At 60.7% G+C, this 14,743-nt stretch carries 15 protein-coding genes; 7 read left to right on the top strand and 8 right to left on the bottom strand.

Features of this window, described 5'->3' with window-relative positions:
- Positions 1-443: 443 nt before the first annotated feature.
- The gene (locus V3W40_RS12490) at positions 444-1,547 is read left to right on the top strand and encodes a GlxA family transcriptional regulator (protein ID WP_065925468.1); all 1,104 of its coding nucleotides are present in this window, start codon (positions 444-446) and stop codon (positions 1,545-1,547) included.
- Between the two features lie 43 nt (positions 1,548-1,590).
- Here V3W40_RS12490 and V3W40_RS12485 read toward each other — a convergent pair whose 3' ends face one another.
- The 6 genes from V3W40_RS12485 to V3W40_RS12460 form a co-directional block, all read right to left on the bottom strand.
- Positions 1,591-1,854: a hypothetical protein gene (locus V3W40_RS12485; RefSeq protein WP_065925467.1), complete on the bottom strand. Its 264-nt coding sequence runs from the start codon at positions 1,852-1,854 to the stop codon at positions 1,591-1,593.
- 468 nt (positions 1,855-2,322) lie between these two features.
- On the bottom strand, positions 2,323-3,483 hold the full coding sequence (locus V3W40_RS12480) for a gamma-butyrobetaine dioxygenase (protein WP_065925466.1): 1,161 nt from the start codon (positions 3,481-3,483) through the stop codon (positions 2,323-2,325).
- A gap of 9 nt (positions 3,484-3,492) precedes the next feature.
- Positions 3,493-3,969, bottom strand: coding sequence for a thioesterase family protein (locus V3W40_RS12475; protein WP_065925465.1), 477 nt, complete (start codon positions 3,967-3,969; stop codon positions 3,493-3,495).
- 13 nt (positions 3,970-3,982) lie between these two features.
- Positions 3,983-4,948, bottom strand: a complete 966-nt coding sequence (locus V3W40_RS12470; protein WP_065947496.1) for an L-carnitine dehydrogenase — start codon at positions 4,946-4,948, stop codon at positions 3,983-3,985.
- Positions 4,949-5,031: 83 nt separating this feature from the next.
- Entirely contained in the window at positions 5,032-5,919 is an 888-nt protein-coding gene (locus V3W40_RS12465) for a 3-keto-5-aminohexanoate cleavage protein (protein ID WP_065925463.1), read from the bottom strand.
- 87 nt (positions 5,920-6,006) lie between these two features.
- Positions 6,007-6,951 carry a choline ABC transporter substrate-binding protein gene (locus tag V3W40_RS12460; protein WP_027606008.1) on the bottom strand — a complete coding sequence of 315 codons (945 nt, stop codon included), beginning with the start codon at positions 6,949-6,951 and terminating at the stop codon, positions 6,007-6,009.
- Positions 6,952-7,144: 193 nt separating this feature from the next.
- On the opposite strand from V3W40_RS12460, the gene V3W40_RS12455 reads away from it, so the two are divergent.
- The 3 genes from V3W40_RS12455 (at position 7,145) to V3W40_RS12445 (ending at position 9,992) form a co-directional block, all read left to right on the top strand.
- Positions 7,145-8,089: a GlxA family transcriptional regulator gene (locus V3W40_RS12455; RefSeq protein ID WP_330215104.1), complete on the top strand. Its 945-nt coding sequence runs from the start codon at positions 7,145-7,147 to the stop codon at positions 8,087-8,089.
- Positions 8,090-8,157: 68 nt separating this feature from the next.
- Positions 8,158-9,333 (top strand): AAA family ATPase, encoded by a 1,176-nt coding sequence (locus tag V3W40_RS12450; RefSeq protein WP_115485624.1) that lies wholly within the window; start codon positions 8,158-8,160, stop codon positions 9,331-9,333.
- A gap of 230 nt (positions 9,334-9,563) precedes the next feature.
- Positions 9,564-9,992, top strand: a complete 429-nt coding sequence (locus V3W40_RS12445) for a hypothetical protein (protein ID WP_065925461.1) — start codon at positions 9,564-9,566, stop codon at positions 9,990-9,992.
- Between the two features lie 6 nt (positions 9,993-9,998).
- Here V3W40_RS12445 and V3W40_RS12440 read toward each other — a convergent pair whose 3' ends face one another.
- Together V3W40_RS12440 and V3W40_RS12435 are read right to left on the bottom strand one after the other, a co-directional pair.
- The gene (locus V3W40_RS12440; protein ID WP_065947493.1) at positions 9,999-10,415 is read right to left on the bottom strand and encodes a DUF3010 family protein; all 417 of its coding nucleotides are present in this window, start codon (positions 10,413-10,415) and stop codon (positions 9,999-10,001) included.
- 41 nt (positions 10,416-10,456) lie between these two features.
- On the bottom strand, positions 10,457-10,858 hold the full coding sequence (locus tag V3W40_RS12435; RefSeq protein ID WP_074847796.1) for a lysozyme inhibitor LprI family protein: 402 nt from the start codon (positions 10,856-10,858) through the stop codon (positions 10,457-10,459).
- A 221-nt stretch (positions 10,859-11,079) separates the two neighbouring features.
- Here V3W40_RS12435 and V3W40_RS12430 point away from each other — a divergent pair, with 221 nt between their 5' ends.
- Genes V3W40_RS12430 through dgcA form a run of 3 tightly spaced genes read left to right on the top strand, consistent with a single transcriptional unit; the run spans position 11,080 to position 14,716 of the window.
- The gene (locus V3W40_RS12430; protein ID WP_010207105.1) at positions 11,080-12,057 is read left to right on the top strand and encodes a dipeptidase; all 978 of its coding nucleotides are present in this window, start codon (positions 11,080-11,082) and stop codon (positions 12,055-12,057) included.
- A 52-nt stretch (positions 12,058-12,109) separates the two neighbouring features.
- The gene (locus V3W40_RS12425) at positions 12,110-12,640 is read left to right on the top strand and encodes a DUF5943 domain-containing protein (RefSeq protein ID WP_074847795.1); all 531 of its coding nucleotides are present in this window, start codon (positions 12,110-12,112) and stop codon (positions 12,638-12,640) included.
- 15 nt (positions 12,641-12,655) lie between these two features.
- A complete protein-coding gene (gene dgcA / locus V3W40_RS12420) occupies positions 12,656-14,716 on the top strand; it encodes a dimethylglycine demethylation protein DgcA (RefSeq protein ID WP_065925458.1) in 2,061 nt (686 codons plus the stop codon).
- The last annotated feature ends 27 nt before the right edge of the window (positions 14,717-14,743 follow it).

Below are 14,743 nucleotides of genomic sequence, written 5' to 3'. Positions count from 1 at the left end.
TGATTTTGGGGCGGCTTCGCCACCCAGCGCGGGGCGAGCCCGCTCACTACAAGTGAACACTCCAACCAAAATCGCCACCTTTTAGCGCGTCGCAAACAGATAAGTAGCTTCCAAACGATTTTCCCCTCGACCACCCGTCACCTGTGCGTGCGGTGACAGACTTTTCCTACGCGCTGAAAGCGCCTTCCCACAAGTGATACCGAACTGCTCACACACCTTGAGCAGGGCCGCTCCGACGTCTATTTCAGCCATATCCCGTACTCCTCGCGCGGGCTTATTTAGACGCGTCATCAGGTCGTTTTCAGGATTTGTTGAATAGCCATTCAAATTTAGGCATGGCATTTGCTCTACCAATTCAAAGCCTCTCGCCTTGCCGGATGAAGAGCGCAATAACAAGAGCCTCGCCTGAGGCCATCACCTGCTTTGTGTGAGGAGATACCGCCATGACGTCGTTCAACTCCGGGGCCCAACCCCAGAACCGTGCGCCTCAATCCATCGGCTTTTTGCTGCTGGACAATTTCACGCTGATTTCCCTGGCCTCGGCCGTGGAACCGCTGCGCATGGCCAACCAGCTGTCCGGCCGCGAGCTGTATCGCTGGACAACCCTGAGTGTCGACGGCAACCAGGTATGGGCCAGCGACGGTCTGCAAATCACCCCCGATGCCTCCATGCACAAAGCCCCGGCCCTGGACACTGTGATTGTGTGCGGCGGCGTGGGTATCCAGCGTACCGTGACCCGTGAGCATGTGTCGTGGCTGCAAAGCCAGGCGCGCCAGTCCCGTCGCCTTGGCGCAGTGTGCACCGGCAGCTGGGCCCTGGCCTGTGCCGGTCTGCTCGACGGTTTTGATTGCAGCGTGCACTGGGAATGCCTGGCGTCGATGCAGGAAGCCTTCCCGCGTGTGTCGATGAGCACCCGTTTGTTCACCCTCGACCGCAACCGCTTCACCAGTTCGGGCGGCACCGCGCCGTTGGACATGATGCTGCACCTGATCAGCCGCGACCATGGCCGTGAACTGTCGGCGGCGATCTCCGAGATGTTCGTGTACGAGCGCATCCGCAACGAACAGGATCACCAGCGTGTGCCGCTCAAGCACATGCTTGGCACCAACCAGCCGAAGCTGCAGGAAATCGTCGCGCTGATGGAAGCCAACCTCGAAGAGCCGATCGACCTCGACGAACTGGCGGTGTACGTCGCCGTGTCGCGTCGCCAGCTGGAGCGGCTGTTCCAGAAATACCTGCACTGCTCGCCGTCGCGCTATTACCTCAAGCTGCGCCTGATTCGCGCGCGGCAGTTGCTCAAGCAAACGCCGATGTCGATCATCGAAGTGGCCTCGGTGTGCGGGTTTGTCTCCACGCCGCACTTCTCCAAGTGCTACCGCGAATACTTCGGCATTCCGCCACGGGATGAGCGCGTAGGCTCCAACACCACCCAGCAGGTGGCGATGATGCCGATTCCGCAGGCGCTGGTGTTGTCACCGCTGTCGGGACCGATGGCGGCGTTGAGCCAGGCGCGCAATGAGTCGACTTTCGCGAGTGTACGGCTCTAAACCGAGTTGACTGCATCGGGGGCTTGCCCCCGATAGCGGTCTGTCAGGCGCCGGAGTTCTGCTTGAACTGCATCAGCGCCGGCAACAGTTGCTTATCGATCGCCTGGCGCACCGCCGGCAAAATCGTCGCACTGCCGGTGTACATCTGCTCAACCATACCCTTGAGCGCCTTGGCCCGTGCTTCGCTCAAACCGCGTACGGCACATTCGCAGGCCTGCTCGGCAGTAGAGCCGCTGGAGACTTCGAAACCCAGCGAGCGCAGTTGGCTCAGCAGGTCATCCTGGTCAATCAAATCCGCATGCATCATGACGTTTATCCTGGTGAGGGGAGCGGGGTTCGACCTCGATTCTGGTAGCCACCCAAGCGGTCGGCAAGGGCAGAATGCGCGAATGCCTCAGATGGCTATGGGCATGTCGTTTTCGGGCCATTTGCCGAAGGCACTTACCGGCACACTGAACCCAGGCACACAGCTTGATGGTTTGGTCACCCTCGGGATGTAACGCTCTCACAAGGCACCTCTGCCCCGATCCAGTCACGGCTGGATCGGGGCTTTTTTTGCCTGGGTTTTTTCGGTGTCTGTGCCGGCCTCATCGGGGCACAAGTATCTACACAACTTCAGTAGGATAACGCGTAGCAGCTGTCGAGCCTTGGCGAGGCTGCGTTTGCGGCGCGTCTGACACACCGCCGACGCAGCCTCGCCAAGGCTCGACAGCTGCTACGCAGGGGGCTCGGCTCAAGATGTGTAGATACCTATGCTCATCGGGGGCACCACGGTTTACCGCTGTAACACCAATATCCTTGAGAGCAACTCGTCGCGATCGATATAGCATCCCTGGAAATGCCGCGCCCCCGAAGTGGGATCAAACGCATTGCGCGCATGCAACGTGCGGCGGTTATCGAAGCACCACAGCTCGCCCGGGTTCAGGCGCTTGACCAGCCGAAAGCGCGCCTCGCGCGTCATCGCGATAAAGCGTCGATAAGCCTGATACAGCAACGGCATCTGCGCCACCGACGTCTCGAACGGCCCACGCAAAAAGTTGGCCATGCGAATCTCTGCCACATCCCCCAGTGCGTCCAATGCGATGATCGGCGCGAGGCGACGATAGTCGCTGTGGCGGTCTTTGTTGCGAAACTCCACGGGTATTTCACACAAGGCACGAAACGCTTCTGGATCTTCCTCGCGCAGGGCATTGGCGATGGCAAACCCATCGACAAAAATACTTTCGCCCCCGTCGGCATCGTTGACCAGGCAATGCAGGAATTGCAGCCCCGGTTGCAGCTCCCGGGTCGGCAAATCACTGTGCAAGGGCAGGTTGAAAGCGGTGTAGGCATTGCTGTCGGCATCGGCCTTGGATTGCACGTTGAACAGCACGCCGAAATTGCTCTCGCGGATAAATGAAATACGCTGGGCAACACGCGCCAGGGAGCCGGGTTCGGTGGGTACGCCGCGCATTTGCGTCAGGCCCGCGTCACGCAAGGCCAGCAGCCATTGCAGCAGCGCCGCAGGGTCTTGCATGACCGCCGCGTAGTCGAATATAGGCAGTTCGAAGGTGTTGTCCCAGAGCCGCGATTTTGGTTTCGCCGCCCGGCGTTCGGCGCGGGATTCATCGTCGTAGGCATGGGCCCGCAGCCAGCCGGGATCGTACCGGCTGCGATGACCGCCGTGCCATTCCACGCTGAGGAAGCCCTGGTCGATACGCACGCTGATGGCGCTGAGGTTTTCATCCACATCGACAATTTCCAGCACTTGCTCGCGGGTCACGCTGTACACGCATTGCGTGCACGGGCAGTTGTCCCGCAGCCACTGATGGTGAAACGGGCTGACCCGGCCATCGGCCCATGTCACGCGAACCTGATCGTCCAGCACCTGTGCATCGGCGAGGTCGAAGCGTTTCGGGTAAATACGGAAATCGGCAACAGCGGCGGCGGTTTGCATGATGGCTCCTTATTTTTTCGGGGGCAGTCCAATCACCCGGCCGAGGAGGGCGGGCCTTGGCAGGTCGGCTTGCTCAGCGCTGATCGCAATGAGTTTCTCCAATGTCGCCTCGGCAAACGGGGCCGAATGCGGACCCGCCAGGTCGACGTGCAGCAGCATCTGTTCGTTGCCGGCCAATGCTTTCTCATCGCCCACTAAATGCAGGCTGTGATAAAGGTGCAGGCGCTTGGCGTCGTGGGCGATCAGTTGCGTGTGCACCTCCACTTCGGCACCGAGTTTCACTTCGTGCAGGTAGTTCAGGTGCAGTTCCAGGGTGAACAGCGAATGGCCGCTGGCTTCGCGGTTTTCACTGTCCAGGCCGAGGGTGTCCATCAGCGCGTCGGTGGCGTAGCTGAAGATCAGCAGGTAGAACGCGTCGCGCAGGTGGCCGTTGTAGTCCACCCAGTCGGCAAGGACTGGGGTGGTGTAGGTGGTCAGTGCAGGCATGGTGAGGGTTCCGTTATTCGGCGAAGGTCATGCCGTGCTTGGCTTTGGTGGTTTTCACCGCTTCCAGCACCGCCAGCAGGCAATCATCACGATAGCGTTCCAGCGCCGAAATGCTGTGTTTGCCCAATTGCTCGCTGGTGCCATCGACCACATCGTCGATCAACTTGTCGGTCAGCTCCGGAGCCGGCAGGTAGGTCCACGGCAATTGCAACGCCGGGCCGAACTGCGCCATGAAGTGGCGCATGCCCGCATCGCCACCCGCCAGGGTGTAGGTGAGGAATGTGCCCATGAACGACCAGCGCAGGCCGGCGCCAAAGCGGATGGCATCGTCGATCTCGCCGGTGGTGGCCACGCCGTCATTCACCAGGTGCAACGCCTCGCGCCACAGCGCTTCGAGCAAGCGGTCGGCGATAAACCCGGGGACCTCCTTGCGCACATGCAGCGGGCGCATGCCGAGGGATTCATACACCTTGATCGCGGCCTGGATCGCTTCCGGCGCGGTGTGCTTGCCGCCGACCACTTCCACCAGCGGCAGCAGATAGACCGGGTTGAACGGATGGCCGACCACACAGCGTTCCGGGTGGGTCGAGCCCTCGTAGAACTCACTCGGCAACAACCCTGAGGTACTCGAACCGATCAGTGCATTGGGCTTGGCCGCGGCGCTGATCCTGCTGTGCAATTCCAACTTCAGTTCCAGGCGTTCCGGGGCGCTTTCCTGGATGAAGTCGGCGTCTTTCACACATTCTTCGATGGTGGCCACAAAGCGCAGGCGGTCTTGCGCTGCGCCGGGTGCCAGGCCCTGTTTTTCCAGGGCGCCCCAGGCATTGGCGACGCGTTTGCGCAACGCCGCTTCGGCACCCGGTGCGGGGTCCCAGGCGACCACGTCGAGGCCGTGGGCCAGGGCACGGGACACCCAGCCGCTGCCGATGACACCGCTGCCGAGGGCGGCGAAGGTTTTGATCTCAGTGATAAAGCGCATGGCGACGATCCTGAAGTATTCACACATTCTGTTTTGGGAACCGGCTCAAACTGTGGGAGGGAGCAAGCCCCCTCCCACATTTTTTAGCCGCGCTTGGTCAGGCCCATCTTGATGCGGCCTTCCGCCGGGGTCATGACCCGTGCGCCCAGGCGGCTGAGAATTTCACTGGCGCGTTCCACCAGTTGGCCATTGGTGGCGAGTACGCCCTTGTCCAGCCACAGGTTGTCTTCCAGGCCGACCCGTACGTTGCCGCCCAGCAGCACCGCTTGCGCGGCCATGGGCATTTGCATGCGGCCGATCCCGAACCCGGCCCACACCGCGTCGGCGGGGAGGTTGTCGACCATGGCCTTCATGGTGGTGGTGTCGGCCGGCGCGCCCCATGGAATGCCCAGGCACAGTTGGAACAGCGGGTTGTCGAGCAGGCCTTCCTTGATCATCTGCTTGGCGAACCACAGGTGGCCGGTGTCGAAGATTTCCAGCTCGGCCTTCACGCCCAGTTCCTGGATGCGCTTGGCGCCCGCACGCAACTGCGCCGGGGTGGAGACGTAAATCGTGTCGCCGTCACCGAAGTTCAGGGTGCCGCAGTCCAGGGTGCAGATTTCCGGCAGCAGCTCTTCCACATGGGCCAGGCGGGTCAGCGGGCCGACCAGGTCGGTATTGGGACCGAATTCCATCGGGTGCTCGCCGCCGCCGATCTCGAGGTCGCCGCCCATGCCGGCGGTGAGGTTGACGATGATGTCGATGTCAGCCTCGCGGATGCGCTCCATCACTTCGCGATACAGGGCAACGTCGCGGCTGAACTTGCCGGTCTCGGGGTCGCGCACATGGCAGTGCACCACGGTGGCGCCCGCCTTGGCGGCTTCCACCGCAGCGGCGGCGATTTGCTTGGGGGTGACCGGCACGTGTGGGCTTCTGGCGGTCGTGTCGCCAGCACCGGTGAGTGCGCAGGTGATGATGACGTCGTGGTTCATGGGGCGGTTCCTTACGGGCGTGTGATTTCAAGGCGTACGGTGCCGTTCGCAGCCAGGAGCGGCTGCGACACGGTGGTTCAAGTCAGGTTATTTGCTGGTGAGTTGCAGGTTGGCTGCAGCCGGTTTGCCATCGAAGGTGGTCACGCCTTCCAGCCAGCGCGCCTGGTCCTGGGGATGATCCTTGAGCCACTGCCTGGCGGACTCGAGGGCGTCCTTGTGATCCAGCAACGGCTGCATCATCCGGCTCTCGTCGGCGGCGGTGAAGGTCAGGTTGGTCAGCAGCTTGTGCACGTTGGGGCACTGTTCGGCGTAGGTCGGCGCGGTGACCGTCCACACGCTGGCCATGCCTTCGTTCGGGCCCAGGGCGTCATCGCTGCCGGTGAGGTAGGTCATCGCGATATTGACGTTCATCGGGTGCGGCGCCCAGCCGAAGAACACCACGGCTTCCTTGCGGCGTACCGCACGGTCCACGGCGGCAAGCATGCCGGCCTCGCTGGATTCCACCAGTTGGAACTTGCCCAGGCCGAACTGGTTCTTGGCGATCATCGCCTTGATCTGGGTGTTGGCCCCCGAGCCCGGCTCGATGCCGTAGATCTTGCCGCCCAGCTCCTTCTCGAATTTGGCGATGTCGGCAAAGGTCTTCAGGCCTTTGTCCGCCAGGTAAGTCGGCACCGCGAGGGTCGCGCGGGCGTCTTCCAGGCTGGGTTTGTCGAGGACTTTGATTTGCTTGGCGTCGACGAACGGCGTGATGGTCTGGGTCATCAGCGGGTTCCAGTAGCCGAGGAACAGATCCAGGCGTTGGTCACGGATGCCGGCGAAGATGATTTGCTGGGAGGCGCTGGTTTGTTTGGTCTTGTAGCCGAGGCCGTCGAGCAACACTTGGGTCATGGCACTGGTGGCGATGACGTCGGTCCAGTTCACCACGCCCATGCGCACGTTCTGGCAGGATGCCGCGTCGGCAGCCCATACGTTCGTGCTCAAGATGGCGCTGGCGCTGAGTGCAAGCACGCAGCGGCGAATCAGTCGGTTCATGGTGGATCCCTCGGCAGGTCGTTATTGTGGGGGCCGGCGTCTTTGTGCGCCGTGAGGCCAAGTTACGTAGCTTTGGAGGCGACAAAACGCACGGCGGCGACCAGCTCTTGCACTGCAGCGACCTGCCCCCTTGAATCCACCCGAGAACGGGAGTATCACAGTGCCACGCTGCCCGTCCTACGAGAGCGCCACCATGTCCCAGGATTTCTACTTTCTGCTGATGCCGGGGTTCTCGGCCATCGGCTTTATTTCTGCACTGGAGCCTTTGCGCGTGGCCAACCGCTTTCGTGGCGAGTTGTACCGCTGGCATGTGCTGAGCGCCGATGGCGGCGCGGTGCTGGCGAGCAATGGCATGTCGGTCAACGTCGACGCCGCGCTGGAACCGCTGAAAAAGGGCGCGACGCTGTTGGTGGTGGCCGGCTTCGAACCGCTGCAGTTCGCCACGCCGGCGCTGGAGCACTGGTTGCGTCGCCTGGACCATGACGGCGTGACCCTCGGCGCCATCGACACCGGCGCCTGCGTGCTCGCCGAAGCCGGCCTGCTCGACGGCCACCGCCTGACCCTGCACTGGGAAGCCATCGATGCCTTCAAGGAGTCGTACCCGCACCTGAGCGTGACCCAGGAACTGTTCGAAATCGACCGTCGCCGCATCACCTGCGCCGGCGGCACCGCCTCCATCGACCTGATGCTCGACCTGATCGCCCAGGCCCACGGCGCCGACCTGGCGATCCAGGTCTCCGAACAGTTCGTACTCGGCCGCATCCGCCCGCGCAAGGACCACCAGCGCATGCAGATCGCCACGCGCTACGGCATCAACAACAAAAAGCTGGTGCAAGTGATCGGCGAGATGGAGCAGCACACCGAACCGCCCCTGAGCACCTTGGCGTTGGCCGACGCGATCAAAGTTACCCGGCGCCAGTTGGAGCGTCTGTTTCGCCTGCATTTGAACGATACCCCGAGCAACTTCTACCTTGGCCTGCGCCTGGAAAAAGCCCGGCAGCTGCTGCGCCAGAGCGATATGAGCGTGCTGGAGGTGAGCATTGCCTGCGGGTTCGAGTCGCCGTCGTATTTCACCCGGAGTTATCGGGCGAGGTTTGCCAAGTGTCCGAGGGAGGATCGGCGACGGGAGGTGGTTTGACGGGCAATTATAGTGAATTATACTCATCACTATAATTTATAGTTGTTTTCATAATTGAGTATAAATCCATGTCCAAACACAGCGGCTTCGTGTTCCGTCGCCCCGCCCTGGCAAGCAGTATTGCCGATGGCCTTGTGGGCGCCGGTATTCAGGATTTCACCTCTGGCCTGTTTCTCGCGGCGCCCCGTCGCACCGGCAAAAGCACTTTCCTGCGCGAAGACCTGATTCCGGAATGTCAGCTCCGGGGCTGGCTGGCGGTGTATGTGGATCTCTGGGCTGACAAGGAGAAAGATCCTGCGGAGTTGATTGCCAGTGCTATTGCGGCTGCCCTGGTTCCCTATGAAAAGGGCATTCGCAAACTGGCCAAGAATATTGGCATCGAGAAACTGAGCTTTCTGCGGACGCTCTCCTGGGACTTTACCAAGCCACAATTGCCTGTCGGTGCGACGCTGACCCAAGCCTTGGAACTGCTCCACAGTGCTGCAGAAAAACCCGTTGTGCTGGTGATTGACGAAGCGCAGCACGCCTTGACCACCGAGTCGGGTATCAATGCGATGTTCGCGTTGAAGGCTGCCCGGGATCAGCTCAACCAGGGCCGTGACGAAGAGGGCAGCGGCTTGCGCCTGGTGTTTACCGGTTCCAATCGCGACAAACTCGCCCATTTGGTATTGGGTAAAAGCCAGCCGTTCTTCGGTTCCAGCATCACGCCGTTTCCGCTGCTGGGTAAAGAGTTCACCCAGGCCTACACTGTGCACCTCAACGCGCACCTGGCCGAGACCAACCAGTTCAACGCGGCTGATATTGATGAGGCGTTTGAGCTGGTAGGTCGGCGTCCCGAGATGTTGCGCACGATCATCGGTGAAGTCGCGTTGGAACTGGGCGAGGCGAGCAATCTGGGCCAATTGCTGCACAGTCGCGCCGAACTGCTGCGCGCGGGTGTATGGACCGAGTTCGAAAGCGCCTGGAACGCCCTGACCATCCCGCAGCGCGCCGTGCTGGAGGTGATGGTGGAGCGTTCCCAGAACAACGAACCCTTCGCGCCCTTCACCGACAGCACCCTCACGGCTGTCAGCAAGGCGCTGGAAGCCATGGGCAGTGACGTGGTGCCGGGCACCCAGACCGTCCAGGCCTGCATCGATGCCTTGCGCGACAAGGAGTTGGTGTGGAAGTCGGGCCGCGGTGGTTATGCCTTGGAAGACAAGTCGTTCGGGGATTGGCTCAAGGTGCGCAAGGCACGCCAGTGATTTCCTCAGCCGTACTGCAGATGGCGCGTGGCAGGGAAATGTGTGGGGTAGTCGATGTGGGAAATATCTTTTTCTCTGTTGCTGGCTATGTCTTGCGCAAGTGCGCTGTTACCGTCCAGTGGCCGCTGATTAAGCTGCTAGTTGGGCCGTATATAAATAAGAACGCTTGTACTTGATCAGCTCGGCATCCGCACTTGTATCCCCATTACTTGATCGATAAGAGGTCCCGTATGCTCAAAAGAATTGTTGCCGTCATCGCGTTCGCGTCCGCTCCCGCCTGGGCAGCCAAAACCCCGGCGCCCTTCACCGGGACCGATTACAGCGGGCGTTATGAGTGTACTGGCAAGGACCGTCATATTGGTGACTTCACCGGTGTTGTCGATATGAAAATCAACACCAGCCAAAGTACCGGCAAGTACGGTGCCTACACGTTCACCCTGACCCTGGAAGATAAATCCCGTTATGACGGGTTTGCCGCTGCCACCGCAGATACGCTGGCGGTTTATTTCGCCCATACCGATCCCGCCTTGAAAGACTACGGCGTCGGTATTGCGCAACTTGTTCCAACGCCGGAAGGCAAAGTGTCCTTCGTCAAATATTATTACGGGCCTGAATACGAAGGCGGCGGCCACGGGGTCGAACACTGCGTCAGAAGTTAACGTGCGTTACTTCTTCATCAGGCTCGAACAGGCAGCCTTATAAGCTTCATGCTGATACTTGTTCAGCGTCGCCGGCAGATCAAAGTTGTGCTTCTTGTTCTGCGCATTGATGGTCTGCGGCGACAGCAGCGTCACCTCAACCCCCTCCAGCAACTGAAACACCCCTTCGATCTTGAAGGTTGTCGGGCCCCCGGCGAATTCACCTTTCTTGCTGCGTTTCTTGATGGCGATGCGCTGGATGGCGTTTTCCTGCACGAACGCCCTCACCTGGGCGGCGAAGGCTTTGACGTTAACGGCTTCATCGTCGTCATCAAGGGCGATTTTCTTGATGGCCAGGGCGACATGGCTCAGCGTCTGGTTGTCCAGGGAGGCGAGGGCGATGATGGCTTCGCTGCCTTTGATTTCGATGCCGCAGATAGTCATGAATGGCCTTGGTTCAAAGAGAAAGTGGCGGCGATTGTCGCTTATTCCTGCCCAATCGACTCCAAAAACTCCGACCGCTCATCACTCATCCGCGCCAGGCAATCATTCTGCTCAATGGCGTAGGCCTTGGTGCCGGTCACCGCCGGGAAGGTGTCCACCGCGCAATCGGCGTCACGCAGTTTTTCCCACTTCTGCTGGGCATCCTTCAGACGAGCGGTAATGTCGGCGAGCTTGGTCTTGTCGCTGCCATAGGTGGAATGCATACGTTCCAGCAGACCCTGATAATTATCCTTGAGCAATTGCTCGGCAGTGGTTTTGTTGTAAGTGGCGCATTCCAGGGTTTGCTTGTCGTTTTCGATGCCATCGCACGGCGTGCTGTCGGTGTCTTCGGCCGCGTGGACGCCGGTTGCGATGAGTGCCAAAGCCAGGAAAATCGATTTCATTGCGCCGTCTCATATCAGTTGATGCGGGAATTCTGGCTCAAGCGTAAGACAAATAACAGCCGCCAGTCAGACCACTCATAACAGCCTTTGTCGTGGATTGACGCTTTCGGCAATTCCCCTGTCGTTTTTGCACCCGGCTCGGTCGGCCCCTGGGCATATGCTGGCCCCAAAGCGCCGGCAGACGATTCGGCGCATGAATCGCCAAAATAAGGGGACGCCTGATGAGCCCAGCCGAATTGCACGCCGACAGCATCGTTATCGACGGGCTGATCATTGCCAAGTGGAACCGCGACCTGTTCGAGGACATGCGCAAAGGTGGCCTCACCGCCGCGAATTGCACCGTGTCGGTATGGGAAGGGTTCCAGGCCACGATCAACAACATCGTCGCCAGCCAGACCCTGATCCGCGAGAACAGCGACCTGGTGATTCCGGTGAAAACCACCGCCGACATCCGCAAGGCCAAGGAACAGGGCAAGACCGGCATCATCTTCGGCTTCCAGAACGCCCACGCGTTTGAAGACCAGCTCGGCTATGTCGAGATATTCAAGCAGCTCGGCGTCGGTGTGGTGCAGATGTGCTACAACACCCAGAACCTGGTCGGCACCGGTTGCTACGAGCGCGACGGCGGCCTGTCGGGCTTCGGGCGCGAGATCGTCGCCGAGATGAACCGCGTCGGCATCATGTGCGACCTGTCCCACGTCGGCTCCAAGACCAGCGAAGAAGTCATCCTCGAATCGAAAAAACCGGTGTGCTACTCCCACTGCCTGCCGTCCGGCCTTAAAGAGCACCCGCGCAACAAGTCCGATGAAGAACTGAAGTTCATCGCTGACCACGGCGGCTTTGTCGGCGTGACCATGTTCGCGCCGTTCCTGGCCAAGGGCATCGATTCGACCATCGATGACTACGCCGAAGCCATCGAATACACCATGAATATCGTCGGCGAAGACGCCATCGGTATCGGCACCGACTTCACCCAGGGCCATGGCCAGGATTTCTTTGAAATGCTGACCCATGACAAGGGCTACGCCCGCCGCCTGACCAGCTTCGGCAAGATCATCAACCCGCTGGGCATCCGCACCGTCGGCGAGTTCCCCAACCTGACAGAGACCCTGCTCAAGCGCGGCCACCCCGAGCGTGTGGTGCGCAAGATCATGGGCGAGAACTGGGTCAACGTCTTGAAGGACGTTTGGGGCGAATAAGCCAAGCACCCACGGGCAACATCACAACGAATTTTTCTGGAGTTAAGTTTCCATGGCCAAGATCGCCCCGCAATTGCCTATTGAAGTCGACAGCGAAACCGGTGTCTGGACGTCCGACGCCCTGCCGATGCTGTACGTGCCGCGCCATTTCTTCGTCAACAACCACATGGGCATCGAAGAGGTGCTGGGCGCCGACGCCTATGCCGAAATCCTCTACAAGGCCGGCTACAAGTCCGCCTGGCACTGGTGTGAAAAAGAAGCCGAATGCCACGGCCTGGAAGGCGTCGCGGTGTTCGAGCACTACATGAAGCGCTTGTCGCAACGCGGCTGGGGCCTGTTCAAGATCCAGGACATCGATCTGGATAAAGGCACCGCCAGCGTCAAGCTCGAACACTCGGCATTCGTCTATGTGTACGGCAAGGTCGGGCGCAAAGTCGACTACATGTTCACCGGCTGGTTTGCCGGTGCCATGGACCAGATTCTGCAAGCCCGTGGCAGCCAGATCCGCACCGTGGCCGAACAAGTCTACGGAGGCTCCGAAGAGGGCTTTGACTCCGGCTTGTTCACCGTCAAGCCGTTGTAAGCCGAGGACCGTGCCATGGCTTTCGAAGCAATGTTCCAGCCGATCCAGATCGGCAAACTGACCATCCGCAACCGCGTGCTCAGTACCGCCCACGCCGAGGTGTATGCCACCGACGGCGGCATGACCACCGACCGCTATGTGAAGTACTACGAAGAAAAAGCCAAGGGCGGTATCGGCCTGGCGATCTGCGGCGGTTCCTCGGTGGTCGCCATCGACAGCCCCCAGGAATGGTGGAGCTCGGTGAACCTGTCCACCGACCGCATCATCCCGCACTTCCAGAACCTGGCGGATGCCATGCACAAGCATGGCGCCAAGATCATGATCCAGATTACCCACATGGGCCGTCGCTCGCGTTGGGATGGCTTTAACTGGCCGACCCTGATGTCGCCGTCCGGCGTGCGTGAGCCGGTGCACCGTGCCACCTGCAAGACCATCGAGCCGGAAGAAATCTGGCGCGTGATCGGCAACTATGCCAGCGCCGCCAAGCGCGCCAAGGCTGGTGGCCTGGACGGTGTGGAACTGTCCGCCGTGCACCAGCACATGATCGACCAGTTCTGGAGCCCACGGGTCAACAAGCGTACCGACGAGTGGGGCGGCACCTTCGAAGGCCGCATGAAATTCGGCCTGGAAGTGTTGAAAGCCGTGCGCGCCGAAGTCGGTGATGACTTCTGCGTGGGCATGCGCCTGTGCGGTGACGAGTTCCACCCGGACGGCCTGTCCCACGAGGACATGAAGCAGATCGCCAAGTATTACGACGACACCGGCATGCTCGATTTCATCGGCGTCGTCGGCTCGGGTTGCGACACCCACAACACCCTGGCCAACGTGATCCCCAACATGAGCTATCCGCCGGAGCCGTTCCTGCACCTGGCGGCCGGTATCAAGGAAGTGGTCAAGGTTCCGGTGCTGCACGCACAGAACATCAAGGACCCGAACCAGGCCACGCGCATCCTCGAAGGCGGCTATGTGGACATGGTCGGCATGACCCGTGCGCACATCGCCGACCCGCACCTGATCGCCAAGATCAAGATGGGCCAGATCGACCAGATCAAACAGTGCGTCGGCGCCAACTATTGCATCGACCGCCAGTACCAGGGCCTGGACGTGCTGTGCATCCAGAATGCCGCGACCTCCCGTGAATACATGGGCGTGCCGCATATCATCGAGAAGTCCACCGGGCCGAAACGCAAGGTGGTGGTGGTCGGTGCCGGCCCTGCCGGGATGGAAGCCGCGCGGGTGGCCGCCGAACGTGGCCACGACGTGACCCTGTTCGAGAAGAAAGAATTTATCGGCGGGCAAATCACCACCGCCTCCAAGGCGCCGCAACGCGACCAGATCGCCGGTATCACCCGCTGGTTCCAGCTGGAGCTGGCACGCTTGAAAGTCGACCTGCGCCTGGGCGTGGCCGCCGATGCCGAGACCATCCTGGACCTGCGTCCGGACGTGGTGGTGCTGGCGGTCGGCGGGCATCCGTTTATCGAACAGAACGAACACTGGGGCGCTGCCGAAGGCCTGGTGGTGAGCAGCTGGGACGTGCTCGACGGCAAGGTCGCACCGGGCAAGAACGTGCTGGTGTACGACACCATTTGCGAATTCACCGGCATGTCGGTGGCGGACTTCCTGGCCGACAAAGGCTGCCAGGTGGAAATCGTCACCGACGACATCAAGCCGGGCGTGGCGATTGGCGGTACGTCGTTCCCCACCTACTACCGCAGCATGTACCCCAAGGAAGTGATCATGACCGGCGACATGATGCTGGAAAAGGTCTACCGCGAAGGCGACAAGCTGGTGGCGGTGCTGGAGAACGAATACACCGGCGCCAAAGAAGAGCGGGTAGTGGACCAGGTGGTGGTCGAGAACGGCGTGCGTCCGGACGAAGCGATCTACTACGGGCTCAAGGAAGGTTCGCGCAACAAGGGCCAGATCGACGTCGAAGCCCTGTTCGCGATCAAGCCGCAGCCGTGCTTGAGCGAGGCGGGCGAGGGGTACTTGCTGTTCCGCATCGGTGACTGTGTGGCGCAGCGAAATACCCATGCCGCCATCTATGACGCCCTGCGCCTGTGCAAAGACTTTTGATGAGGTGAACGCGGTCAAATGTGGGAG

The sequence above is a fragment of the Pseudomonas sp. AM8 genome, from assembly GCF_036346475.1.
Taxonomy (GTDB): domain Bacteria; phylum Pseudomonadota; class Gammaproteobacteria; order Pseudomonadales; family Pseudomonadaceae; genus Aquipseudomonas; species Aquipseudomonas marginalis.
This window is presented reverse-complemented; position numbering and strand designations above follow the sequence as displayed.

Bases quoted from the DNA above. Each gene is read 5' to 3' on its own strand.
- V3W40_RS12490 (WP_065925468.1), top strand. From the start codon at position 444: ATGACGTCGTTCAACTCCGGGGCCCAACCCCAGAACCGTGCGCCTCAA.
- V3W40_RS12485 (WP_065925467.1), bottom strand. From the start codon at position 1,854: ATGATGCATGCGGATTTGATTGACCAGGATGACCTGCTGAGCCAACTG.
- V3W40_RS12480 (WP_065925466.1), bottom strand. From the start codon at position 3,483: ATGCAAACCGCCGCCGCTGTTGCCGATTTCCGTATTTACCCGAAACGC.
- V3W40_RS12475 (WP_065925465.1), bottom strand. From the start codon at position 3,969: ATGCCTGCACTGACCACCTACACCACCCCAGTCCTTGCCGACTGGGTG.
- V3W40_RS12470 (WP_065947496.1), bottom strand. From the start codon at position 4,948: ATGCGCTTTATCACTGAGATCAAAACCTTCGCCGCCCTCGGCAGCGGT.
- V3W40_RS12465 (WP_065925463.1), bottom strand. From the start codon at position 5,919: ATGAACCACGACGTCATCATCACCTGCGCACTCACCGGTGCTGGCGAC.
- V3W40_RS12460 (WP_027606008.1), bottom strand. From the start codon at position 6,951: ATGAACCGACTGATTCGCCGCTGCGTGCTTGCACTCAGCGCCAGCGCC.
- V3W40_RS12455 (WP_330215104.1), top strand. From the start codon at position 7,145: ATGTCCCAGGATTTCTACTTTCTGCTGATGCCGGGGTTCTCGGCCATC.
- V3W40_RS12450 (WP_115485624.1), top strand. From the start codon at position 8,158: ATGTCCAAACACAGCGGCTTCGTGTTCCGTCGCCCCGCCCTGGCAAGC.
- V3W40_RS12445 (WP_065925461.1), top strand. From the start codon at position 9,564: ATGCTCAAAAGAATTGTTGCCGTCATCGCGTTCGCGTCCGCTCCCGCC.
- V3W40_RS12440 (WP_065947493.1), bottom strand. From the start codon at position 10,415: ATGACTATCTGCGGCATCGAAATCAAAGGCAGCGAAGCCATCATCGCC.
- V3W40_RS12435 (WP_074847796.1), bottom strand. From the start codon at position 10,858: ATGAAATCGATTTTCCTGGCTTTGGCACTCATCGCAACCGGCGTCCAC.
- V3W40_RS12430 (WP_010207105.1), top strand. From the start codon at position 11,080: ATGAGCCCAGCCGAATTGCACGCCGACAGCATCGTTATCGACGGGCTG.
- V3W40_RS12425 (WP_074847795.1), top strand. From the start codon at position 12,110: ATGGCCAAGATCGCCCCGCAATTGCCTATTGAAGTCGACAGCGAAACC.
- dgcA (WP_065925458.1), top strand. From the start codon at position 12,656: ATGGCTTTCGAAGCAATGTTCCAGCCGATCCAGATCGGCAAACTGACC.